Annotated in this window: 21 protein-coding genes; 2 read left to right on the top strand and 19 right to left on the bottom strand. The window is 63.0% G+C overall.

Going from position 1 to position 21,624, the window contains the following annotated elements:
* Window positions 1–503: 503 nt before the first annotated feature.
* From RXV90_RS23940 to RXV90_RS23910, 7 genes are all read right to left on the bottom strand, one after another.
* A complete protein-coding gene (locus RXV90_RS23940; RefSeq protein ID WP_316652604.1) occupies window positions 504–839 on the bottom strand; it encodes a carboxymuconolactone decarboxylase family protein in 336 nt (111 codons plus the stop codon).
* Between the two features lie 26 nt (window positions 840–865).
* On the bottom strand, window positions 866–1,561 hold the full coding sequence (gene gph, locus RXV90_RS23935) for a phosphoglycolate phosphatase (protein ID WP_316652602.1): 696 nt from the start codon (window positions 1,559–1,561) through the stop codon (window positions 866–868).
* Entirely contained in the window at window positions 1,558–3,585 is a 2,028-nt protein-coding gene (gene tkt, locus RXV90_RS23930) for a transketolase (protein ID WP_316652600.1), read from the bottom strand. Before tkt ends, gph begins: the two co-directional genes overlap by 4 nt.
* 89 nt (window positions 3,586–3,674) lie before the next feature.
* On the bottom strand, window positions 3,675–4,958 hold the full coding sequence (locus RXV90_RS23925; RefSeq protein ID WP_316652599.1) for an alpha/beta fold hydrolase: 1,284 nt from the start codon (window positions 4,956–4,958) through the stop codon (window positions 3,675–3,677).
* Window positions 4,959–4,970: 12 nt separating this feature from the next.
* Entirely contained in the window at window positions 4,971–6,191 is a 1,221-nt protein-coding gene (locus RXV90_RS23920; protein WP_316652597.1) for a transaldolase family protein, read from the bottom strand.
* A gap of 10 nt (window positions 6,192–6,201) precedes the next feature.
* Window positions 6,202–7,209 carry an alpha-ketoacid dehydrogenase subunit beta gene (locus RXV90_RS23915; protein WP_316652595.1) on the bottom strand — a complete coding sequence of 336 codons (1,008 nt, stop codon included), beginning with the start codon at window positions 7,207–7,209 and terminating at the stop codon, window positions 6,202–6,204.
* 27 nt (window positions 7,210–7,236) lie between these two features.
* The gene (locus RXV90_RS23910; RefSeq protein WP_316652593.1) at window positions 7,237–8,223 is read right to left on the bottom strand and encodes a thiamine pyrophosphate-dependent dehydrogenase E1 component subunit alpha; all 987 of its coding nucleotides are present in this window, start codon (window positions 8,221–8,223) and stop codon (window positions 7,237–7,239) included.
* Between the two features lie 297 nt (window positions 8,224–8,520).
* On the opposite strand from RXV90_RS23910, the gene RXV90_RS23905 reads away from it, so the two are divergent.
* The gene (locus tag RXV90_RS23905; protein WP_316652591.1) at window positions 8,521–9,429 is read left to right on the top strand and encodes a MurR/RpiR family transcriptional regulator; all 909 of its coding nucleotides are present in this window, start codon (window positions 8,521–8,523) and stop codon (window positions 9,427–9,429) included.
* Between the two features lie 11 nt (window positions 9,430–9,440).
* Here the strand turns inward: RXV90_RS23905 and RXV90_RS23900 are convergent, their stop codons facing one another.
* The 12 genes from RXV90_RS23900 to RXV90_RS23845 all read right to left on the bottom strand — a co-directional run bounded on the left by RXV90_RS23900 (window position 9,441) and on the right by RXV90_RS23845 (window position 20,872).
* On the bottom strand, window positions 9,441–10,679 hold the full coding sequence (locus tag RXV90_RS23900) for an LVIVD repeat-containing protein (RefSeq protein ID WP_316652590.1): 1,239 nt from the start codon (window positions 10,677–10,679) through the stop codon (window positions 9,441–9,443).
* A gap of 63 nt (window positions 10,680–10,742) precedes the next feature.
* Complete coding sequence (locus tag RXV90_RS23895; protein ID WP_316652588.1) at window positions 10,743–11,432, bottom strand: MBL fold metallo-hydrolase; 690 nt, start codon at window positions 11,430–11,432, stop codon at window positions 10,743–10,745.
* A gap of 26 nt (window positions 11,433–11,458) precedes the next feature.
* Entirely contained in the window at window positions 11,459–11,749 is a 291-nt protein-coding gene (locus tag RXV90_RS23890; protein WP_316652586.1) for a putative quinol monooxygenase, read from the bottom strand.
* Window positions 11,749–12,468 carry an HAD family hydrolase gene (locus RXV90_RS23885; protein ID WP_316652583.1) on the bottom strand — a complete coding sequence of 240 codons (720 nt, stop codon included), beginning with the start codon at window positions 12,466–12,468 and terminating at the stop codon, window positions 11,749–11,751. The genes RXV90_RS23890 and RXV90_RS23885 overlap by 1 nt, the downstream gene beginning before the upstream one ends.
* Window positions 12,458–13,336: a class II fructose-bisphosphate aldolase gene (locus RXV90_RS23880; RefSeq protein ID WP_316652581.1), complete on the bottom strand. Its 879-nt coding sequence runs from the start codon at window positions 13,334–13,336 to the stop codon at window positions 12,458–12,460. The genes RXV90_RS23885 and RXV90_RS23880 overlap by 11 nt, the downstream gene beginning before the upstream one ends.
* 62 nt (window positions 13,337–13,398) lie before the next feature.
* Window positions 13,399–13,950 carry a VOC family protein gene (locus RXV90_RS23875; protein WP_316652579.1) on the bottom strand — a complete coding sequence of 184 codons (552 nt, stop codon included), beginning with the start codon at window positions 13,948–13,950 and terminating at the stop codon, window positions 13,399–13,401.
* Between the two features lie 32 nt (window positions 13,951–13,982).
* On the bottom strand, window positions 13,983–15,545 hold the full coding sequence (locus tag RXV90_RS23870; RefSeq protein WP_316652577.1) for an FGGY-family carbohydrate kinase: 1,563 nt from the start codon (window positions 15,543–15,545) through the stop codon (window positions 13,983–13,985).
* On the bottom strand, window positions 15,542–16,216 hold the full coding sequence (locus RXV90_RS23865) for a transglutaminase family protein (RefSeq protein ID WP_316652575.1): 675 nt from the start codon (window positions 16,214–16,216) through the stop codon (window positions 15,542–15,544). Before RXV90_RS23865 ends, RXV90_RS23870 begins: the two co-directional genes overlap by 4 nt.
* The gene (locus RXV90_RS23860; RefSeq protein WP_316652574.1) at window positions 16,203–17,297 is read right to left on the bottom strand and encodes an ABC transporter ATP-binding protein; all 1,095 of its coding nucleotides are present in this window, start codon (window positions 17,295–17,297) and stop codon (window positions 16,203–16,205) included. The genes RXV90_RS23865 and RXV90_RS23860 overlap by 14 nt, the downstream gene beginning before the upstream one ends.
* A 60-nt stretch (window positions 17,298–17,357) precedes the next feature.
* Complete coding sequence (locus tag RXV90_RS23855; protein ID WP_316652572.1) at window positions 17,358–18,236, bottom strand: carbohydrate ABC transporter permease; 879 nt, start codon at window positions 18,234–18,236, stop codon at window positions 17,358–17,360.
* A 4-nt stretch (window positions 18,237–18,240) separates the two neighbouring features.
* Window positions 18,241–19,239 (bottom strand): carbohydrate ABC transporter permease, encoded by a 999-nt coding sequence (locus RXV90_RS23850; protein ID WP_316652571.1) that lies wholly within the window; start codon window positions 19,237–19,239, stop codon window positions 18,241–18,243.
* Between the two features lie 106 nt (window positions 19,240–19,345).
* Entirely contained in the window at window positions 19,346–20,872 is a 1,527-nt protein-coding gene (locus RXV90_RS23845; protein ID WP_316652569.1) for an extracellular solute-binding protein, read from the bottom strand.
* Window positions 20,873–21,220: 348 nt separating this feature from the next.
* Between RXV90_RS23845 and RXV90_RS23840 the strand changes: the two genes are divergently transcribed.
* Window positions 21,221–21,624 (top strand): lipoyl synthase (locus RXV90_RS23840; RefSeq protein ID WP_458646496.1); only part of this gene is annotated, 404 nt, incomplete at its 3' end.

Raw genomic sequence — 21,624 nt, 5'->3', positions numbered from 1 at the left:
TGGCAGACGACAGTCCGGCGCTGTTGACGAAGGCGACCTAATACCATCGCAGCGACAGTGTCGACCTCAAGGCGTCACTGCACCAGCTGCCAGAAGAAATGCTTGCGGCCATGTTTCGCTCTGAGGCGGGCGACGTAGGTATCATGTGCTTCGATCGCGCCGAAAGGGCAGAAGAGAGTGATGATGATCGAACGGGCCGCTGCCGGGACACCCCGAGGTGCTGTCAGGGCGTCACAGGTCGATAGTCTGATTGGGACCCGGCACGCGGACTTCATCAGGGCCAGCGGTCAAATGTACCGCGCACAAAGGCCGGACAAATGACCGCAACCTGCTTCGATCAAGATTGCTCAAAAAACCCCTTGCAAAACCGGAGCCGTCCACAAATGACAGCAACATCCCAAACTTTTGTGCTCGCATTCCCGGGTGCTCGAGCCACAATTTAGTGGTAAACTATACCGGCGCCATGGATTAAGTACGACTTGAGGTACGCTCGTCCAACGCCCCTAAAGCGCGCGGAATGCCTCCAGCGCCTTGCCCGCATACATAAGCGCCGGCCCCCCGCCCATCTCGACGGCGACTTCGAGCGCTTCAACCAGCTCCACCTCTTCCGCCCCGTGACGCCGCGCGCCATCCACGTGATAAAGGATGCAATCCTCACAGCCCTGAACCACGGCCACTGCCGTCGCGATCAGCTCCCGCTGCGCAGGCGAGAACCGCCCGCCGGCCGTGGCGGCTTTCGAGACTTTCGCGAAGCCTTCCATCAGCCCAGGCGAAGCCTTTGCGAAGGCCCCGATCCGCCCCTTGGCGGCGCTCAGCTTTTCCTTGGCATCCGTGCTCATTGTTCAATTTCCCTCTTTAAGAATTGTCACACCGGCGTGGTCCGCGCGGGCGATAGCCGTTCCACCGCCGCCACCACCTCGTTGAAATGGGTCACGGTCGCGTCGGCCTTGCCTTCGAGAGCAGCCGCATCCCCATAGCCCCAGCTCACGAGGATCGCAGGTATCCCGGCCGCCCGCGCCGCCGCTAGATCAACTTCGGAGTCCCCAACCAGAAGCGCCGGGTAATTCTCTGGCGTCTCCGCCGGCAAGCATCCCAGAAGATGCCGCGGATCAGGCTTCGCCGCCCCGAAGGTGTCTGGTCCTGCGACGACCGAGAAGGCTGAAATCAGCTTCAGATCGGCCAAAAGCCCCCGCGCGCTTGCTTCCAACTTGTTGGTGCAAACAGCAAGCCGCCACCCAGCCCGCCGAAGCTCGAGTATCGCGTCAAGCGCTCCCGGGTAGGGCCGCGTTTTGCGGCTGAGGTTCTGGGTATAGATCCGCATGAACCGATCGGTTGCCCGCGCGATTACCGCCTCCGACAGCGTAGGATCCCGCGTCAGAAGCCCACGCCGCACGAGGTTTGGAATGCCGTGCCCGATGAAGGACCGCCCGTGCTCGAGCCCTAGGGGCTTCAACCCTTGCTCCTCAAGAACCGCATCCAGAGAGTCGGCAAGATCCGGCGCACTGTCGACGAGTGTCCCGTCGAGGTCGAAGATCACCGTGCCACGCTGCCCGCCGGTCATCGCGACACACCCTCTGCAGATGTGACGAGCATCTCTCGCGCACGCGCCGCCACGCGCTCCGCCGTTATGCCAAAATGCGTGTAAAGCGCCTCCGCTGGGCCCGACGCCCCGTAACCGGTCATGCCCACGAAATCACCCGCCTCGCCCAGGATTCCGTCCCAACCGAACCGCATCGCCGCTTCGATCCCGATACGAACGCCGCCCTTCGGCCCAAGCACCGCCATCTGTGCCTCGACAGGCAGCGCCCGGAAAAGTTCCAGGCTCGGCATAGATACCACCGCCGTACCGATCCCTTCGGCCTCCAGAAGCCGGCGCGCGTCGTGGGCGATCCCCACTTCCGAACCGGTCGCGATCAGGGTGACCTGGCGCGCGCCCGCCCCGGCCTCCTCAAGCACATAGCCGCCCTGCGCCGACAGGTTCTCGGCCTGACCGCCTGTGCGCAGCACCTCCAGATCCTGCCGCGACAGCACGATCGCCGTCGGTCCGTCTCGGCGATCGAGGGCGATTTCCCACGCCTCCGCGGCCTCCACCGCATCGGCGGGGCGCAATACGACGATCCCTGGCGTCGCCCGCAGCATCGCAAGCGTTTCAACCGGCTGGTGCGTCGGCCCGTCCTCGCCCAGCCCGATCGAGTCATGGGTCAGCACATAGGTCACAGGCAGCCCCATAAGGCACGACAGCCGGAGCGCCGGATGCAGGTAGTTCGCGAAGACGAGGAACGTGCCCGCATAGGGCAAATATCCCCCGTGCAGCGACATGCCGTTCATGATCGCGGCCATCCCGTGCTCGCGCACCCCGTAATGGATGTACCGGCCCGTGAAATCGTCAGGCGTCACCGGTCGGGTTGCCTTCGTCAGCGTGTTGACCGATCCGGTCAGGTCCGCCGACCCGCCAATCAGGTGCGGTACCACGCCCGTCAGAACCTCGAGAGCGGCGCCCGAAGCCTTTCGCGTCGCCATCCTGAGGGAACCGTCGGCAGCCTCGGCCTGAAGACCGGCCTTGTGCGCGTGCAGCGCCTTGCGCCAGCCGCCCGGCAGATCGCGCGCCAGATGCGCACGAAACTCGGGGGCCCGGTCGGCAGCCTCGAGCCGCGCCTCCCATGCCAGCCGCTCGGACGCGCCGCGCCCGGCGGCCTCGGCCCAGGCCGCGCGTACATTCTCAGGCACTTCGAAGGGCCCGTGGCTCCAGCCAAGCGCTGCGCGGGCTCCCGCCAGTTCCTCGGCCCCCAACGGCGAACCGTGGCACTTCGCCGTACCGGATTTGGAAGGCGCGCCGTGGCCGATCGCAGTGCGGCAAGCGATCATCGTCGGCCGGTAGGAGGTTTTGGCCGTCTCGATTGTAGCGGCGACCGCCTCGGGATCGTGCCCGTCCACAGAATGCGTCGACCAGCCAGCGGCCTCGAAGCGCTTCCGCTGATCCTCCGAAGTCGCCATCGCGGTGCCACCGTCGATGGTGATCCCATTGTCGTCGAAGAGAACGATCAGCCGCTTCAGCCGCAGGTGCCCGGCCAGCGAAATCGCCTCCTGGCTGATCCCCTCCATCAGGCAACCGTCGCCGGCTATCACATAGGTGTAGTGGTCAACGATCTCGCCCCCGAACCGCGCCCGATCCATCTCTTCGGCCAGCGCCATACCCACCGCGGTGGCAATCCCCTGGCCAAGCGGGCCCGTCGTCGTCTCGATCCCCGCTCCATGGCCGTATTCAGGATGCCCGGCAGCAGGCGAACCGATCTGCCGGAAGTTCTTCAGTACTCCAATATCCCAGCCTGGATACCCGCACAGGTGCAGTAGAGAATAAAGCAGCATTGACCCGTGGCCCGCCGACAGAACGAACCGGTCCCGGTCCGCCCAATCGGGACATGCGGGGTCGAACTTGAGATGCTGTGTGAACAGAACGGAGGCCACATCCGCCATACCCATCGGCATGCCCGGATGGCCAGAAGCCGCCGCCTCCACAGCATCCGCCGCCAGAAAGCGGATCGCATTGGCCATCTCGGCATGGCTCGCCTGGGACATGTCGCGCATGGGGTCTCTCCTCGCCCTGTCGCAGGAATGCAGGCAGAGCCGTGTCAGTGAAACGGGGGCCGGGCAGATCAGCCGCCCGGCCTCTTGCGTCAGCCCGCCGCGCGGACTGTCCGCGTGATCAGGGTCTGAACGAGATCCGCCGCCTCAAGCTGCGGCAGATGCCCCGTCCCGGGCACCCGGTGCAGAGCCACGTTGGCCGGCACGCCCGCTTCGACATCGCGCATCGACAGGATCGCATCTTCGCGGCCCGTGATCACCGTGCAGGGGCCACGGAAGCGCCGCAGCGCCTCGCCGATCGAGAACAGTTGCGTCGATCCCTCGAATACGCCGCGGGCCACTGCGCGCTGCGCCTCGACCAGAAGCGGGTTTTCCCGTGCGGCCAAGGTTGCCCGCACCAGAACCGGTGCCAGACTCGCAGGATCGTACACCAACCGCCGCATCCACGCCGCCAGTGCAGGCTCGGATTGCGCCGAAAGGAACCCGTCGACGAACGCACCGTCCACGTACGCCCCCATTCCGGCGGGCGAAATGAGCGTCAGCGACCGCACATCAAGATCGCCCCGTTCGGTCACCACCGCCGCAACGGCCCCGCCGAGCGAGTGACCCACAAGGTGGATCCCGCCGCTGATCCCGTAGAGCGCCTGCCCCACGGTCTCGACAATCTCCTCGAACCGCTGCGCCCCGTTCTCGACCGATCCGCCGTGGCCCGGCAGGTCGAGCGCCATGATCGGAAGACCGACCGGCAATTGCCCCACCATCGGGCGCCAGGATGACAGATCCGCCCCGAAACCGTGGATGAACACGATGGGAGAGCCCTGGCCGTCGCGCAATGTCTTAAGCGTGATCGCCTCGCGCGCCGTCGCGGGGGCCCCGGCCCCGGCCTCCAGCGCCCGGGCCACGTCCTTCAGAACCACCGCGCCCACCGGGCCGGTGCCCTGAAGCCGCGCGATGTCTAGCCCGTGCTCCGCCGCCCTCCGCCGCGCGATGGGCGAGGCGCGCAGCACACCGCTGGCCGTGGCCATCGCGGGTGCGGGCGCCGCCACCGGCTCTGCTTCGGCGGCGGCAGGCTCAGGCGCCTCGGCAGCCGCCGCTGCCTCAGCGGGCACCGGGCGGGCTGCCTCCTCAACCGTCTCGCCCTCCGCGCCAAGATGCATCAGGGGTTCCAGAACCGTCGCGGTATCCCCCTCCTTAAAGGGAAGGCTGATCACCACCCCCTCTGCGAATGCTTCAACCTCGAAGCTCGCCTTCTCCGATTCCACGACGGCGACCAGATCGCCCTTCTTCACCGTATCGCCAAGCTTTACGTGAAGCTCGACCACCGTCGCCTCGGTCAGGTCCTGCCCGACCTGGGGGACCAGAATTGCCTCTGCCATGGCTCTAGCTCCTCATGCTGCTTGGGGCCGCGCGCGCTCGATCGCGCTGGCGACGAAATCCACCGTCTTCCGGGTGGCGGCCGCGAATTCCGTGGCGGTTGCGGCGAAGGCGCCGAACCGGGCAAATTCCTCGGGCTGCATACCGTCGAACTCATAGGCTTGCCGGAAGTAAGGCAGGCGCATGAGCTTCTCGATCACTTCCGCGGGCGCATCCTCGTCAATCGCCCGGGCATCAAAGGGCTCCATTCGGTCTTCCGCCTGCATCAGCTGCGCGATGTAGGACGGCGGGCACGTGTAGACGAAATCGCCGCCCGCGATCATCTGGATGTGGCCGCTTGAACACTTTCCGCCCTCGCCTTCGTCAATGACCCGCATGGAGCACTGGAGCATCTTCGAGGGATGGCCGGTGTCCTTGCCGTGCCGGTAGGCCCGCTTCAGCACCGCCATTTCGCCCAGGAGGATCTCCTGGGGCGACAGGTCGATCCCGCGAATTTCCGCCTGCGCCTTCAGATCGCCGATGTTTCCGAGGCGCGCCGACATATGAGTGATGACCGACCGCCAGCGAGACAGATCGATGCCCGCCGCGCGTGCCCGCTCTAGCCCCCGCGATACCGCGTTCATGCATGCCATGTATTGGGGAACGGTGAACGAGGTCGTGTTGTTGGTCGAGATGCCACGCGCGGTCAGTTCCTCGATCACACGGTAGCCTTCGGCGGAACCGGGGATCTTCACCATCAGGTTGGGCGCGAGCTTCGACAGCTCCAGCCCCTGCGACAGCATTCGGTCGTAGTCGCTTACGAAGCGCGGATCGACTTGGCCCGAGACATGGCCATAACGGCCGTCGGAGGCCTCGTAGACCGGGAGGATCATCAGCGCGCTTTGCCGCGATACCTCGAGATAGGTCTTCCAATAGATACCCTCGACATCGTCCTTGGGGTTCTCGGCCGCAATCCGATGGATCTCGCCCACCCAGAATTCGGGATCATTCTGGATCGCCTGCAGGGACAACGGCGGATTCGTCGTGACGCCGCCGAAGCCCATTTTTCCGGTCTTCCTGACCGTCTCGGGGTCGAGCAGCCGGGTAAGCTGCTCCTCCCAATCGGCCCGTTTCGCTTCGGGTGCCTTTTCAAGCACGCCACGCTTCCAATTTTCATAGACAAGCGGCGAGGAATCGAACCAGATCTCACACTCTGGATTGGTGGCGGCCAGCTTTTCGAGGATGTTCAGTGTCATCGGTTTGCACTCACTCGGCAGCTTGAGACACCGCGTCGAGGTGGAGCGACCGGCGCACGGCGGCGATCACGTCCTCCTTCTGCGGAACGCTGGCGGCTTCAAGCGTCAGGTTGAACGGCACGGGGATGTCGAGCCCGGCCACAATCTCCACCGGTGCGTCAAGCTCATAGAACGCCTCTTCCTGGATGATCGAGGCAATGTCCGAGGCCACGCCGCCACGACGGTTGGCTTCCTGCACAATCACGGCCCGGCGGGTCTTGAGCACCGAGTTCATGATCATTTCGCGATCGAGCGGCACCAATGTGCGGGGATCGATCACTTCAACCGAAATGCCCTGCTTTTCGAGCTCCTCGGCGGCAGCAAGGGTACGGGGGATCATGTTCGACCATGCAATGACCGTCACGTCTGTGCCTGCCCGCTTGATGTCGCCCACACCGAACTCGACGATGTGCTCGCCCTCGGGCACATGGCCCTTGGTCATGTAGAGATGCTTGTGCTCAAGGAACATGACGGGGTCATCCTGACGCAGGGCATACTTCAGAAGCCCTTTGGCATCGGCAGGTGTCGACGGCATGACCACGCGCAGGCCGGGAATGTGATAGAACAGCGCCTCGAGTGATTGGGAATGCTGCGCGGCCACGCCGCCACCCGTCCCGCCCTGGGTGCGCATGACGAAGGGCACGCGGCCCTCGCCGCCGGTCATCAGGCGGAATTTGGCCGCCTGGTTGACGATCATATCCATGCCGAGCATGGCGAAGTCGACGTAGAGGATCTCGACGACGGGCCTCGATCCGGCGATTGCGGCGCCGACACCGACGCCGATCATACCGGCCTCGGCGATCGGCGTATCACGCACACGGCCAGCTCCGTACTTAGAGAGAAGCCCTTCGGTCACCTTGTAGGAGCCGCCGCGCTCCGCGATGCCCTCACCGATGATGAAGACCTCGTGGTTGCGCGCCATTTCTTCGTCCAGCGCCTCACGCAGCGCGTCCCGGTACATGATTTCACGTTCAGCCATCGTTCGTTCCTCCCTCGTCCCGGGTGATCAGTAATTCGCCGCGAAGGCGCGGAATTCTTCGGGCGTCACTTCGCCCGAGTTCTTCGAGAACTCGACTGCATCGGCGAATTCCTTTGCGATCTCGGCCTCGATGGCCTCGATGGCCGCGTCATCCACATCCGCCATCTCCTTGAGAGAAGCGCGGGCACGGTCTACCGGGTCGCGGGCCATGTAATATGCCAGCTTGTCTTCCGGCATGTACTTGCCGGGATCGTTCACGTGGTGGCCCATGTGGCGGAAGGTCTTCGCCTCGATGAGCACCGGGCCCTTGCCCTTACGGCATGTCTCGGCCGCCTTGACCGTCGCCTCATAGACGGCCAGCGGGTCGTTGCCGTCCACCTGGTGGCTCTCCACCCCGATGGCGATGCCACGCTTGTAAAGGTCGGTTTCGCGCGTCGATTCCTCGATCTTGGTCGACACCGCGTACTGGTTGTTCTCGATCACGAGGATGAAATTCAGGTTCCAGATCGCCGCAAGGTTCAGACTTTCCATGAAGGTGCCGTTGTTCGACGCGCCATCGGTCGTGAAGGTCACCGTGACGGCATCCGACCCGCGCACCTGGCTTGCCAGTGCCGCGCCGACGCCCAACGGCGTGCCCGCACCCACGATCCCGTTCGCGCCGAGGTTGCCCACCGAGATATCCGCGATGTGCATCGAGCCGCCATAGCCCTTGCAGTAGCCCGTCTCTTTCTGAAGAAGCTCGGCCACCATCTTGTTCACATCCGCGCCCCAGGCGATGCAATGCCCATGCCCGCGATGGGTCGAGGCGATGTAGTCGCCCTCCTTCAGAGCCGCGCAAACACCGGTCGCGATGCCTTCCTGGCCCAGGTAGGGGTGGAAGTATCCCCGTATCAGGCCCTGCCGGTACAGCTTGATTCCCTCGGTCTCGAAAGTGCGGATCTTAAAGGCCGTGCGGAAAATTTTCTCCAAAAAATCCTGTGAGTAGGCGTTCTTCTGATTTGCCTTCGCGTTCATCGCTCCTCCCAACTCCGAGAGATTCGGAGAATCCATTGATTTACTGAAAAAATGCATACACCGCCATGCAAAGAGTGTCGAGAAAATTTTTTGCAGAATTGGCGGTTTTCAGAATATAAGCGGCGCCGGAAAATCGCACCAAAGTCAGCGTATTTTTATGTTTTTTTATTTACTTTCAGTATTTTACGCGGAGAATCGCGGAAACTGCGCTGATCGGCCACCCCCGACCAATCTTGAAAATTGCTTTCCAACTGTGGTCATTCGCGGTAGGAAAGAGCAGGAAATCAAGGTGAATCGATGAATGAAACATCGTTTTCGGGGGCAGCGGGGGGCGACCTCGTTCACAGGATTCAGGAACGTTACAGTTCCCTCCGCAAATCCGAGAGGGTGGTCGCCGATTACCTTCGGGAACATTCCGGGGAAAGGGTAAACTACTCGATAACCGATTTCGCCCAGATCCTCGGGGTCAGCGAGGCCACGATCAGCCGGGTCAGCCGCGCTCTGGGCTACAAGGGCTACCCGGACCTAAAGCTGTCGATGGCCGAAAGCTCCGGCACGCGGGCGAGCATTCCGAACATTCCCGAGGAGATCGACCAGAGCGACACGCTGATCAGTACGAGCTCCAAACTCGCCAATCTCCTGGCACAAAGCATCCTGGGCACCCAGCGCATGCTTGACGCCCAGACGCTCGAGGCTTGCCTTGACGCGATCCGGAACGCCCGCCGCATGGTCCTAATCGGTGTCGGCGGAGCGGCGGCAATCTGCGAGGAAACCGCCCACCTGTTCATCAAAGCTGGAGTCGACGCGGTCGCCTATAACGACGCCTATACCCAGGTCATCGCGGCGGCGAACCTTGAACCCGATTGCCTGATGATCGGCATCTCGCACACCGGCACGACTCAAGGGGTGGCCAAGGCGCTTACGCTGGCCCGCCGGAACGGGGCAAAGACCATCGCGATCACCAGCGATCCCGCCTCAGCTGTCGCAAGTGCGGCCGGACTCGTGCTGACCACGTGGAACTCGCAAACCCCGAGCGTGCCGCTCTACGGCGATTTCTTGGAGGGCCGGATCAGCCAGCTTTTCCTGATCGACCTGCTCTACCTCGGCTTCATCTTCGAGGACGAGGGCGACCACGCCGCCCATCTGAAGATGACGGCCCAGGCGCTGCGTGAGTATTACAGCGCAAGAACCGAGCTCGACGGCTGAAGCGACTGACTTCAACCGCGATACTCCATGACCGTCAGCCCGGCATTGAAATCGGTGCAGCAAACGATCCCGTTCCGGTCAACGTACACATCCGCCGAATGCAGAACGGCGGGCCGGTTCGGGCGCGGATCGACCATGCGCGCGGGCGGTTGCGGCACACAGGCCCCCACCTCTTCGGGGCGCAGAGGGTCGCGGATGTCATACACCCTCACCCCCGCATTCTGGTAGGTCGCGAAAATCAACTCCTCACTCTGGAACGTGCCGGGCCGGTTCTCGTGAATGTTGTGCGGCCCGAAATGCCCACCAACCTTCAGGTAGTCGGTGTCGTCGGGCGCGGAGAAGGTCGCGATGCTGATCGGGTTTGACGGGATCTGGTTGTCGAACACCCATATCGGCTTGAACCCGTCCTCGCCATCGTCCAGCACCGTCTCGTCCACCACGATCAAAAGATCACGCCCCGGCAGGGGGAGCGCGTTGTGTGTCCCGCCCCCGAAGGGCGGCGACCACACCTTGCGGGTGATGAGTTTAGGATCGCTTCGGTTCGACACATCGACAACGGCGAGGCAGGCGTCCCGCCAGGAGCAATAGGCCACATCCCCGTGAACGATCGGATGATGCAACCCGAACCGGCCTTGGGGAAGCGGCCAGTCGGGTACCTCGCCCGCCGCCGCATTCATTCCCGGAAGCCAGAACCGTCCGGCCATTCGGGGCCGTGTCGGGTCGGCCATATCGATCGTGATCAGGATGTAGTCGGTGAATCCATCTAGCATCGCCGAGGCGTAGGCCCATCGTCCGCCGGTATACCAGATCCGGTGCAGCCCGCTGCCCTCGACAGGCATGAACCCGATCTGCCGCGGCGCCCCGGGGGTCGACAGATCGTAGACGGCCATTCCCGCAGACCAGTCCCTAGCGCCGCCCGCATGCTGGTTGACCGCGCCCTTGTAGTAGGCCTTTTCGTCGGCCATGTCGGCCTGCGCGAACATGTCCTTGTTGTGAATCACCAGAAGCAGGCCGTCCGCCGCCTGAAGGTGTAGCGTCCATGTATTCGGCGGCGCGGGCACGTATGCAACGGCCTTGGGCGCGCGTGGATCGCGCACATCGACGATCGAAAAGCCCTTGGAAAAGATATGCCCGACATAGGCATATCCGTCCTCGACCATCACCTGCACGCCATCGGGCCGCCCGCCCTGATCGGAATGGCCGAGAATAGCCATGTTGCGCGCATATATCGGGGTCAGGGGATCGGTCATAAAAAAAGAAGCGCCCGGCTCTGGGAGGTCAGCCGGGCGCAGTCCGGGGTCACGCGAGCGTCCTCAACGGGATTGTTCGAGGACGAAAATCTGCGGCGTGCCCGCCGGTGGGAGATCTGCAAGATCAAGCTCAAGCTCCGGCCCGCCCACATGGGTCACACGGTCTTCCGGAAAGCGCTTGGTGAAGGTCTCGACAGGCTCGATATCTAGCACGCCCTTGGGGCTGTAGTAATGCATGGGGATCACCGCGCGCGGCTTCACCCGCTCGATCACAATGTCCAGATCGTCAAGCGCGATGGTCGCGTGCTCTCCCGTCAGCGCCAGCAACAGGTCCACCTCGCCATCAAGGGCATCAAGATGCTCGGGCGCCACCGGGTTCCCGATATCGCCCATGTGCAGAACGCGGATGCCATCCAGCGTGAAGTGATAGAGCGCGTTGGCGTCAGGATCGCGCTGGAAATACTTCTGAAAATCGAAGGTCATGCTTTCCATCGCCGGGAACGAGCGGATCTTCAGCCCCTTCACTTCGCCGCCCTCGGGCGGGATCTCCAAGGCGTTAACCACCGCAGGCCCGCCCGTCACATGGCTTGCATCGCAGTGAAAATCGTCCGTAGCCGAACTCATGATCACGATATCCGCGGGCTCTCCGATCGGGTCGAACTTCGAGATCGACGGCGTATAGGGGTCGGTCACGACCGATAGCCCGTCTCCTTCGAGGCGAAAGCTCGCATGGGCGTAGAACTTGATCTTCATCTGCCTTCTCCCTTTTGGCCGGGGCCTCAGCCCGCGGCCTTCTCGCCCACGAAAAGCTCCCAGCTTTCCACGAGGTCATCCTGTTTTGCCGAGAAATCCTGCAGATGCGGGCTTTCCATATGCGCCTCCCAGAGCGGGCGGTTTTCCCAGTCCTCCACGAAGATCACGTGCCCCGGGTTCTCGTGCGAGCGGTGCATCTCGTATTTGAGGCAGCCCTCTTCATTGTGCGTCGGCTCGACCAGCGCGCTGAGCGTGTCGAACAACGCCTCTTCCTTGCCCGGCTTGGCCTTGAGCGTGGCGATCACGGTGAGTGTCATCAGGCGTTCTCCCTGTCCTTGACGATCGATTGGCAGAGGTCGAGGTCGACGCCCTGGTCGAGATCCGACGCCACCTTGTCGGCGCCAGTGAAATCCTCGTCCCCGGTGTAGGTCGACACCGTGACGATGCAGTTCATGCCCGCGGCCTTGGCCGCCGTCAGCCCGATATGGCTGTCCTCGATCACCACACAGGCGGCAGGATCAAGCCCAAGCTCATCGGCGGCGAGGTCGTAGACCGCAGGGTCGGGTTTCTTCTTCGGCACCATATCGCCTGCGAAAATCGGGATCCGCGCCGCGCGCTTTTCGCCCAGAAGCACCCGCACAACCGCACCCACAGCGCGCTCGTTGGAGGTGGAACAGATCGCAACCTGCATACCCGCGCCAAGTGCGGCATCCACCATCCGCGCAACACCGGGGCGGAGCGGCAGCGCGCCGCCCTCGATCAGGTCCATGAAGGCGTCGGTCTTCACCTTGTGCAGCCGCGCGATCAGGTCGCCCCGATCGGCCCCATCTGGCCAGCCGGTCTCGTCGAAGTGGCGCGTCATCCGCTCCTTGCCGCCGCCGGTGGTCAGAAGCTCGCCATAGCGCTCCACATCCCACTCGATATCCAACCCGGCCTCCCGGAACGCGTGGTTGAACGCGATCCGGTGGCCGTCCCGTTCGGTATCGACCAGCACGCCGTCGCAATCGAAGATCAGGGCCTGCATGTCATGCGGCATCCGCCGCCTCCTCTGCCCGGCCGTCCGAGCCGAAGGTGCGGATCATCGCCATCACGTCGGCCTTCATGGCGTCACGCTGCGCGATGATGAAAGGCAGAGGCTCGCCCAGCTTCGGCTTTTCCTCACGCAGGTCGCAGAACCCGTCGATGAAAAGCCGCTTGTGCCCGGTCGAGATGTTCACCTTCGCGCAGCCCGAGGCGATGCAGCGGTGGAACTGGTCCGTGCTGAGACCCGTCCCCCCATGAAGCGCGATCGGAATGTCGATCGACTGCGTGATCCGGTCCAGCAGGTCATAGGCGATCTTAGCCTCGCCCTTGTAAAACCCGTGCGCCGTCCCGATCGCGGGCGCGAAGACGGCAAGGTCGGGCATCTCCTTGCAGAAAGCGATGCACTCGTCGAAATCCGCCAGCCGCGACTCGTCGTCATTCACCACCTTGTCGTCCTCGACCCCGCCGATCGCGCCGATCTCGGCCTCAAGCCCAACGCCCGCCGAGGTGGCGATCCGGTAGGCCTCGCCAGATTTCGCAAGGTTTTCCTCGAATGGCAGGCTCGAGCCATCGAACATCACCGAGGTCCAGCCCGCGTCGATGCAGCGCTTGATGACCTCGAGGTCGGTGCAGTGATCGAGGTGCAGCGCAACAGGCACCGTCGCATCTTCGGCCAGCATCCTGACCCAGGAGCCGACCGGTTTCGCACCCCAGTACTTCACCGTCTTCACCGAAACCTGCACGATGATCGGCGCGTTCAGCTCGCTCGCCCCGGCGACGATTGATGCGGCAGAGTTGTAGTCGATCATATTGTAGGCGGCGATACCGTAGCCGTTCGCACGTGCGTGACGAAGCATCGGCCCCATCGGAACGAGAGCCATGGGTCAGTCCTCTCATGAAAATTCGAGGGCGCCGCACGCGCGTGGCGCGGCGCCCGGGTGGATTACATCTTCGTTTCGTCCACCAGTGCTGGGTGGAACAGACGGGTGCGGCCCGCGGCCTTCGCCTCGTTGTCGAACACGGTGCCCTGCGGCGCCGAAACGATCTCAAGCTGCATGCCCCAGGGCGCCATGAAATAGCACCAGGTCAGGCCGATATTCGGGCCCTCGGTATAAGCCGTGGGCTCGCCCAGCACATCAACACCGTTGTCGTGCAGAAACTGGATCGCCGCGTCCATGTCATCGACGTAGAACGCAAGGTGATGCCCGCCGATATCGCTGTTCTTGGGCGGCGTCTGCGCCTGGTCGGGGGCCTCGTACTGGAAGATCTCCAGGTTCGTGCCGTTCCCGCAGCGCACGTAGCGGAATTCCTTGATTACACAGCTGTCGTCGACGCGCAGGTGCTTCGACATCCAGTCGCCTTCACCCTTGAAATCCTTCGCAGCGGTGTAAAGCACCTCTGCGCCAAGGATCTTCTCGAAGAAGTCACAGGCCTCGTCGATATCGGGCACTGTAAACCCGATGTGCTCCATTCCGCGCATTCCGGGCATTGGCATGGTCTCTCTCCCCTTATCCGGTGTCCGTTGAATTACTGGTATTTCTCGGCGAACTCGTTGAGCGCCGCGTATTGCCCGGCATTCGCCATCGCTTCGTATAAGCCGCGATAGATGCCATGCTGTTCGTCATAGAGATTTCGCAGCTTCGCGTTGGGCTCGAACTCTCCCTCGACGGCGACCATCGCGTCGACGGCCTCCTCAATGCTGCCGAAGGCGCCAGAGCCGTAGGCGCCCAGGATCGCGGCGCCCAGCACGGTGCATTCGCGCTCGCGCGTCACCTTCGCGGGCTGGCCGATGATATCGGTCATGATCTGCACGAAGCCATCCGACTTAGTGCCACCGCCGGTCAGGCGGAAATCGGTGATGCCTCCATCCACGTCGGTCTGGAACGCATCGAACACCATCCGCATCTCGTTCGCGCAGCCTTCCAGCAACGCGCGAATGAGGTCGGCGCGCTCGTGATAGAGCCCGAGGCCCAGGAACCCGCCGCGCGAATAGGCGTCGTAGTACGGTGTCACCTGGCTCGCCATGAAGGAATGGAAGAGAACGCCGTTCGCCCCAGGGCGCGAATTCTGGGCCTGCTCGACCATCACCGAATAGACGCTTGTCTTGCGCTTTTCGGCGTCGTCAAGCTCGTTCCGGCCTAGGTGGTCACGCCACCAGCGCAGACACGCACCAAGACTGAAGGCGCCGCCCTCGATATCCCAGGCGCCTGGCACGCCGTGCCCGCCCCACCAGAGGTTATGGCCTTTTATCCGCTCTAAGCTGTCGAGATGCGCGACCATCACACCCGCGGTGCCAACGGTGAATTCGGCCATGCCCTGCTTGATGACGCCCGCGCCGATCGCGGCGCATTGCTGGTCCCCCGCGCCACGGCAGAGGATCAGGCCCTCGGGAAGGCCAGTCTCCTCGGCGGCCTTTTTCGACAGGGTGCCCGCCCGGCCCGAGGGGATGCCCACAGGCGGCAGCCGGTCGCGCTCGATCCCGATCACGCCCAGGATCCGGTCCGACCAGTCGAGATTGGCGATGTCCATCATCCCGTTCAGGGTCAGCGAGGCGGGATCGGTCGACCAGTCGTCGGCCCCCATTCGGAAGAGGAAATACTCCTGACCGTTCGCGAACCACCGGGTTTGGTCGAAATCGGCCTTCCGCTTGTCGGCGAGCCACGCGATCTTCGCCGCCGTCCAGAGCGGGCTGACCTGCATGCCGGTGTGAAGCTGGTGCTCGTTCTCGCCGGGGAATTCCTTGTTCAGCCCGTCGACATACTTCAGCGCCCGGCCGCAGTTCCACACGATCGAATTGCCGATCGGGGTCTTATCGTCGTCGAGCATGGCGAAGGTGCCCCGCTGGCTCGACAGGCCCAGCGAATGATAGGCCTCAGCCGGCAGATCGGCCTGCGCGACGGCCTGCTTGCAGGCGCTGCAGATCCCCTGCCAGACGGCCTCCATATCCTGCTCGATCCAGCCCGGCTGGGGCGAGTTGCAGTCGTATTCCTTGTAGCCGTGGCCAACGGCGCGGCCCGCTTCGTCGAAGATCATCACGGTGCAGCCGGTGGTGCCTGCATCGACCCCGACAAATACTTTCTTGGCGTTCATTGTCTTCCTCCCTCCTGCCCGGCAGGCAGGTCTTTCAACCACTCCGAAAGGCCCGCCAAAAACGCACGGCGCGCGCTGGCCTCCTCCTCCGTCAGTTCCGCCAGCAACGCCTCCTTGCCAGCAAGCACATCTTCCGGCGCACCCCGCACCGTCCCCTGGGCGGCAGGGCGCGTGTCGGCGTCCCCGTCCCAGCCCGTGTTTACGGCAAACCCGTAGCGCGCCAGGTCATCGGGCCATGTCGCGTCCATCACGACAGACACATCCCCGTTCCACGCCCGGACCCAGCAGTGCACATCCCGGATACCGCCCGTCTCGCACGTCGCCCGCAATGCCTTCGGCATCGTCGGATGCGCCGGCACGGCGGCGGCGAAATCGCACTCCACCATTTCCACCTCCGCAGGCACGCCGAGGCCCCGCAGGAGATCGCGCAAAATAATATGCCGCGCCGTACAAGCCCCGCGCCCGGTCCGAAGCGCCTGAAGCGGCGTCCGGTCGGAGCCCGAGAAATAGGGCATCGCCCGAACCGCGTGATAGGCCTCTACAGCCCCGGACCAGCCCTGCCCGCGCATGCTGGTCGCGGCAAAGTGCGCCAGCATGGCGGGATAGTCCCCGCCTTCGCCCGCCGACCCGGTGGGCCCGGCCGAAGAGAGAAGGGCATCAGAAGTAGGCATGCCCGTCGCCCGCGTCGAAGACGTGCCACTTGTCGCGGTTCACGGTAAGGTGGCAGGTCTCACCCGGGTTGCCGACGAATTCGGGCGTCGTCTTCACCCGGATCCGGCTGTCGGCCAGTTCCACCTCGACCAGAAGGTCGCCGCCCAGAAGCTCGTTCACGAAGATCTCGCCCTCGATGCTCGCCTCGTCCGGCTTCGTCATCGAAATGTCGAGCGCATCGGGACGCACGCCCATCCGCGCGGTTCCCAGTGCCGCGGCGCCATTAAGCTGGCGCGCCTGGTGGGGCAGAAGCGGGATCTCGAAATTCTTGTGCTTGAGGTTCACTCCATCCCCCTCGCCCACCACGTCGCAGGTGAGAAAGTTCATAGCAGGTTCACCCACGAAGCCCGCAACCCACGCGTTGACCGGATGGTTGAAAATCTCACTAGGCGTGCCCCATTGCTGCAGCTCGCCGTCATGCATGACCGCGATGTAATCGGCCATCGACAGCGCTTCGAGCTGATCGTGGGTCACATAGATCATCGTGGTGCCCAGCTGGCGCTGCAGGTGCTTGATCTCGCCGCGCATGTGCGCGCGTAGTTTGGCATCGAGGTGCGCAATCGGTTCGTCGAACAGGAACAGCTTCGGTTCCCGCACGATCGCCCGCCCGATCGCTACCCGCTGCTTCTGACCGCCGGAAAGCTCGTGCGGCCGGCGCTCCAGAAGGTGATCGATCTCCAGAAGTTTCGCCGCCGAAGTGACCCGGTCCTTGATCTGGGTGTCGTCCGCTTTCCGGAGGCGAAGCGGGTTCGCGATGTTCTCGAACACCGTCTTATGCGGGTAAAGCGCGTAGTTCTCGAACACCATCGCCACGTCGCGGTCCTTCGGCGCCAGGTCGTTGATCCGCACGTCGTCGAAGTGGATGTCGCCCGCCGAGATATGCTCGAGTCCCGCGAGCATCCGCATGGTCGAGGATTTGCCGCAGCCCGACGGGCCGAGGATAGAAACGAAGCTGCCATCCGGGCAGGTAATATTGAGGTCTTTCACGGCCGGCGTGTCGCCGTAGTACTTCCAGACATTCTTGATGGTAACGGTGGCCATCTCATGTTCCTCCCAAGAGAGCGGTGATGTGGGGCCCCGCGGCTGCGAGGCCCGCACGGGTCATTCCTTGACGGCACCCATGGTGAGGCCGGTGACGAGGTACTTCCGGATCACGAGACCAAGAAGCATCATTGGCGCTGTAGTCACGACGCCCGCGGCCATGATCGAACCCCACTGGATGTTTTGGGGCTGAACCAGCTCGCGCGTCGCGACAGGCAGGGTCTTCGCGCCGCCCGATCCGATGATCGCCGCGAACAGGAAGTCGTTCCAGGCGAAGAGGATACACAGCACCACGAAGGCACCGATCCCGGGCGCAACCAGCGGCAGGATCGACACGAAGGCCTGAAAGCGCGTCGCACCGTCCACCATCTGCCCTTCCTCGATCGCGTAGGGCACGTTGTCGAAGAACCCCTTCAGGATCCAGATCGCGAAGGGCAGGTTGAAGGTAGTGTAGGCCAAGATTAGGCCGGGCAGCGTGCCCACAAGATCGAAGGTCCGGAAGATCGAGTAGAGCGGCACCATCACCGCCACCACGGGCGCCATCCGGGTCGAGATGATCCAGAAGAACAGGTCCTGCTTGCCCCGGAAATCCACCCGGCTCAGGCTGTAGGCCGCGAGTGACCCGAAGATCACCGACACGATCGCCGATCCTCCCGCCGCGATCAGGCTGTTCGCCATGTAGCGGCCGAAATTCCCGTCGGCGAAAAGGCTCGTGTAGTGCTTGAAGGTGGGCGTGAAGTCGAAGAAAACGCCAACCCCGGACCAGTCCCCGACTTCCGGCAGCTGAAAGGCATCCAGCAGATCCTTGAACGAGGACGTGAACATGATCACGAAAGGCAGAAGCGTCCAGACCAGGTAGAAGACCAGGAATGCTCCGGCGGTGATCCGCAGCGCCTTTTGCGCCGGGCTGTCGTAGTGGACGACGTCTTGAGAGGCCATGGGATCAGCTCCTTCCGGACTTGGGTTTGTCGAAGACACGGACCAGGATCATGCCCAGGATGATCGTCACGAGCAGAAGCGTAAGGGCGATCGAGGCACCACGGCCGAGTTTGAAGAACTTGAAGGCAACTTCGAACAGGTACACCGGCAGGATCTTCGTCGCGCTTCCCGGCCCGCCGCCCGTCAGGACGAGGATGTGGTCGATGAAGCGGAAGTTATCCATGAACCGCAGCAGTACGGCGATCAGCAGAACCGGATAGAGGTTGGGCAGCGTGATTGCGAAGAAGTTCCGCAAGGGCGACGCACCGTCCACCATGTTGGCTTCCAGCTGGTCGCGCGGCACTTTCTTCAGGCCGGCAAGCGCGATCAAGGTGATCAGCGGCGTCCACTGCCAAACGTCCACCAGGACGATGGCGTACATCGCCGTGTCGGCACTCGCGAGGATCGACGCATTGTCCAGGATCCCGAGGCTCTGGAAGATCCAGTGATACCAGCCGAAGGTGCCGTTGTAGAGGAAGAGCCACAGAAGCCCCGCCACGGCCGGCGCCATCATCATCGGCATCAGGAGCGCCGTGACCAGGAATTTCTCGTATTTGTTGTTGTTGACAATCACGGCCAGCATCAGCCCGATCGTCAGCTGCAGCCCAAGGCACATGGCGCTGTATTGCAGCAGCAGCACCCAGCCGTCGAGGAAGCGTGCGTCCTTCGCCAGGCGGGCGTAGTTCTTGAAACCAACCCATTCGCCACCGGAAATGTCTACATCCTGAAGCGACAGCACGATCAGCCAGAAGAACGGATAAAGCGAAATAAACGCCAGGATCGCGATAGCCGGGGCCATCAGGTACAGGTAATAGCGCTTCGGCGCGGGCGGGTTGAAGCTCCGCGGCTTGGGCTTCGGATCGGAGATCGGGCGGGCTTCTACCTCGCTCGAATGCTCCCGCGCACGGAACAGGTCGCCGGTAAGGCCTGACGCTCCCCCTCCGAAATGCGTTGCGTCTGTCATGTCATAGCTCCCGACTGAAGCGCGGGTACGCGCCGTCCCAGCCCATGTCCGAGTTCAGGAAGGTCCGGCGGCCACGGGGGCGGCCGCCGGGTCTGCGCGTCTGGGATCAGACGTCGTTGAGGAAGTCGAACTGCTCTTTCATCGCGCTCGCGGTCTCTTCCGGCGTCGTTTCGCCGGCCAGCATGCGCTGGGTTTCTAGCGCGAGGATCGAGTAGTACTCGTTCGCTTCGGGGATCTTCGGGCCGAGCACGAAGTGCGGGTCCTTAATCCCGTAGTTGTAGACGGCGTCGAAGGTAAGCGCGTTGGGCATCGTGGTCGGGCGCGACTGCGCCGCTTTCACGTCTTCGCGATCAAGCACCGATTTTCGCGTGGGCGTTCCACCCAGACCGGCCAGAACATCGTACTGGATCTGCTCGCTGGTCGACCAGATGGCGAACAGGTACGCCGCGCGCTGCAGGTCTTCCGAAGCGTTGGCGTTGATGCCGATGCCGCCGATACCGCAGTTCGTGCCGTTGACGTTTGGACCACCGGTAAGGTTCCATTCCGGATCGCCCTTCGGGCACGGCGCATAGGCCGTCTTGCCGCCCGCTGCGACAGAAGTCTCTGGGTTTTCCACCGACGCGGCGAACTCGTGATACTGAACCTGCATCGCGATGTTGCCCGACTGGTAGACGGTGTTCAGTTCCAGCGTGCCGTTGGCGAGGTTGTCGGGATGCGAGGCGTCGCCAAGCTCCTTGAACTTCTGCAGCATGAGAACCGACTGCTCGTCGCCCCAGTTGGTCGGCCCGGGTTCTTTAGAGCCCAGCTTGTCGTCGATCGGGAAGTCGATCCACTGGCCGTGGCTGAAGAGCATCCGCTGGATGTCGAGCTGCGTGGTCCAGGCAAACGATCCCTGGTGCTGCGCATAGCCATACGGCACGTCCGCCCCGCCTTCGCGCAGCGCCTTGAAGAACTTGGCGAAGTCGAGAACCTGCTTCCAGGTCGTGTCGGCGGTGTATTCCAGGCGATAGCCGTACTCGGCCTCGAAGTCCTTCGAATACTGCTCGAACAGGTCCTGGCGATAGAAGGTACAGGCCACGGCGCAGTCATAGGGCAGCGCGATTATCTTGCCTTCTTCATAGAAACGGCCGCAGGCCGACAGGAAGTTCTCGAACCAGGCGTCATCGCCGTAGCCCGCGGGATCCTGCGGCAGGGTGTCGTCACCGAACATCGACGACAGGTCGACGTAGAAGTCCGCAAAGGGCGCGCCGATCGGCTTGTCCTGAACATAGTTCAACACATAGTCGGCCTTGCCGCTCCGAAGGTCGATACCGGCCTTCTGTTGCACGACCGGGAGGTCGTCGGTCAGAATCTCGACCTCGATACCGGTCTTCTCATAGAAAGCCTGGATGTTCTCGCGGATCGCGAAGGACGGCGGGGTGTTTTCCGAAAGGAAGGTCAACTTCGACCCGGCATATTGCTTCCACTTGGCCTCATCCGAGGACTGCGCCTGTACGGGCGAGCGCATGATGACCGAGTTCATGCCGACGGCAAGCGAGCCCACGCCGAGCATACTCGCAGCGGATCCACCAAGCTCGAGAAAGCGGCGACGGCTGACCTTCGAGTACATGGCGTTTTTGGGTTTGTAGAACATATCTCTCTCCCTGTGGTGGCGACGAGTGGTCAATCCGACCCTGTCGGCGCGCCCTCCGGAACCGTCTGACCTTCCCGACACCATGGTCGGAGCGCGGATGATTCCCCCTGCACGCACTGGGAAGCTAGCAATCGTCAAAAGTTTTGTAAATAATTTTCTTCTCTATAATTATCCTTATTTTCATGACTCATACTGATAGCAAACGCAAACACCATGCAGATTTGACTTTGCTTTTTCGTAAAGTGATCGATTTATGTAAGTAATTTCCCTTGCATTCGGAAAATATTTTTCTCAGAATCGCTTTGTTGGCACAGTCGCCTTGCCAGGAGGCCCCGCCCCATGCATTCGATGGATCTGACACTCCCCGGCCAGCGCCACCCCGAAAAGGCGCACCGGGCCGACAACCCCCAGCCGAAGAAGCCCGACTGGATCCGGGTGAAGGCACCCGTGTCCGCAGGCTACCGGAACACCCGCGCAATCATGCGCGAGCACAAGCTCGTCACCGTCTGCGAAGAGGCCGGCTGCCCCAACGTGGGCGAATGCTGGAGCCAGGGTCATGCGACCATGATGATCATGGGCGAGATCTGCACCCGGGGCTGCACCTTCTGCAACATCGCCACCGGCAAGCCGCAACTCCTCGATTCCTTCGAGCCGGGGCGCGTGGCCCACGCGGTAGAGACACTGGGGCTCAATCACGTCGTCATCACCTCGGTGGACCGCGACGATCTCGACGACGGAGGGGCCGAACACTT

This window comes from Ovoidimarina sediminis (genome assembly GCF_032586175.1).
GTDB lineage: Bacteria > Pseudomonadota > Alphaproteobacteria > Rhodobacterales > Rhodobacteraceae > Ovoidimarina > Ovoidimarina sediminis.
The sequence above is the reverse complement of the archived record's forward strand: the minus strand, read 5'-3'. Positions and strand labels throughout refer to the sequence as shown.

What these genes read in the sequence shown, in the direction of transcription:
- RXV90_RS23940 (WP_316652604.1), bottom strand. Translation starts at nt 839, where the DNA reads ATGAGCACGGATGCCAAGGAAAAGCTGAGCGCCGCCAAGGGGCGGATC.
- gph (WP_316652602.1), bottom strand. Translation starts at nt 1,561, where the DNA reads ATGACCGGCGGGCAGCGTGGCACGGTGATCTTCGACCTCGACGGGACA.
- tkt (WP_316652600.1), bottom strand. Translation starts at nt 3,585, where the DNA reads ATGCGCGACATGTCCCAGGCGAGCCATGCCGAGATGGCCAATGCGATC.
- RXV90_RS23925 (WP_316652599.1), bottom strand. Translation starts at nt 4,958, where the DNA reads ATGGCAGAGGCAATTCTGGTCCCCCAGGTCGGGCAGGACCTGACCGAG.
- RXV90_RS23920 (WP_316652597.1), bottom strand. Translation starts at nt 6,191, where the DNA reads ATGACACTGAACATCCTCGAAAAGCTGGCCGCCACCAATCCAGAGTGT.
- RXV90_RS23915 (WP_316652595.1), bottom strand. Translation starts at nt 7,209, where the DNA reads ATGGCTGAACGTGAAATCATGTACCGGGACGCGCTGCGTGAGGCGCTG.
- RXV90_RS23910 (WP_316652593.1), bottom strand. Translation starts at nt 8,223, where the DNA reads ATGAACGCGAAGGCAAATCAGAAGAACGCCTACTCACAGGATTTTTTG.
- RXV90_RS23905 (WP_316652591.1), top strand. Translation starts at nt 8,521, where the DNA reads ATGAATGAAACATCGTTTTCGGGGGCAGCGGGGGGCGACCTCGTTCAC.
- RXV90_RS23900 (WP_316652590.1), bottom strand. Translation starts at nt 10,679, where the DNA reads ATGACCGATCCCCTGACCCCGATATATGCGCGCAACATGGCTATTCTC.
- RXV90_RS23895 (WP_316652588.1), bottom strand. Translation starts at nt 11,432, where the DNA reads ATGAAGATCAAGTTCTACGCCCATGCGAGCTTTCGCCTCGAAGGAGAC.
- RXV90_RS23890 (WP_316652586.1), bottom strand. Translation starts at nt 11,749, where the DNA reads ATGACACTCACCGTGATCGCCACGCTCAAGGCCAAGCCGGGCAAGGAA.
- RXV90_RS23885 (WP_316652583.1), bottom strand. Translation starts at nt 12,468, where the DNA reads ATGCCGCATGACATGCAGGCCCTGATCTTCGATTGCGACGGCGTGCTG.
- RXV90_RS23880 (WP_316652581.1), bottom strand. Translation starts at nt 13,336, where the DNA reads ATGGCTCTCGTTCCGATGGGGCCGATGCTTCGTCACGCACGTGCGAAC.
- RXV90_RS23875 (WP_316652579.1), bottom strand. Translation starts at nt 13,950, where the DNA reads ATGCCAATGCCCGGAATGCGCGGAATGGAGCACATCGGGTTTACAGTG.
- RXV90_RS23870 (WP_316652577.1), bottom strand. Translation starts at nt 15,545, where the DNA reads ATGAACGCCAAGAAAGTATTTGTCGGGGTCGATGCAGGCACCACCGGC.
- RXV90_RS23865 (WP_316652575.1), bottom strand. Translation starts at nt 16,216, where the DNA reads ATGCCTACTTCTGATGCCCTTCTCTCTTCGGCCGGGCCCACCGGGTCG.
- RXV90_RS23860 (WP_316652574.1), bottom strand. Translation starts at nt 17,297, where the DNA reads ATGGCCACCGTTACCATCAAGAATGTCTGGAAGTACTACGGCGACACG.
- RXV90_RS23855 (WP_316652572.1), bottom strand. Translation starts at nt 18,236, where the DNA reads ATGGCCTCTCAAGACGTCGTCCACTACGACAGCCCGGCGCAAAAGGCG.
- RXV90_RS23850 (WP_316652571.1), bottom strand. Translation starts at nt 19,239, where the DNA reads ATGACAGACGCAACGCATTTCGGAGGGGGAGCGTCAGGCCTTACCGGC.
- RXV90_RS23845 (WP_316652569.1), bottom strand. Translation starts at nt 20,872, where the DNA reads ATGTTCTACAAACCCAAAAACGCCATGTACTCGAAGGTCAGCCGTCGC.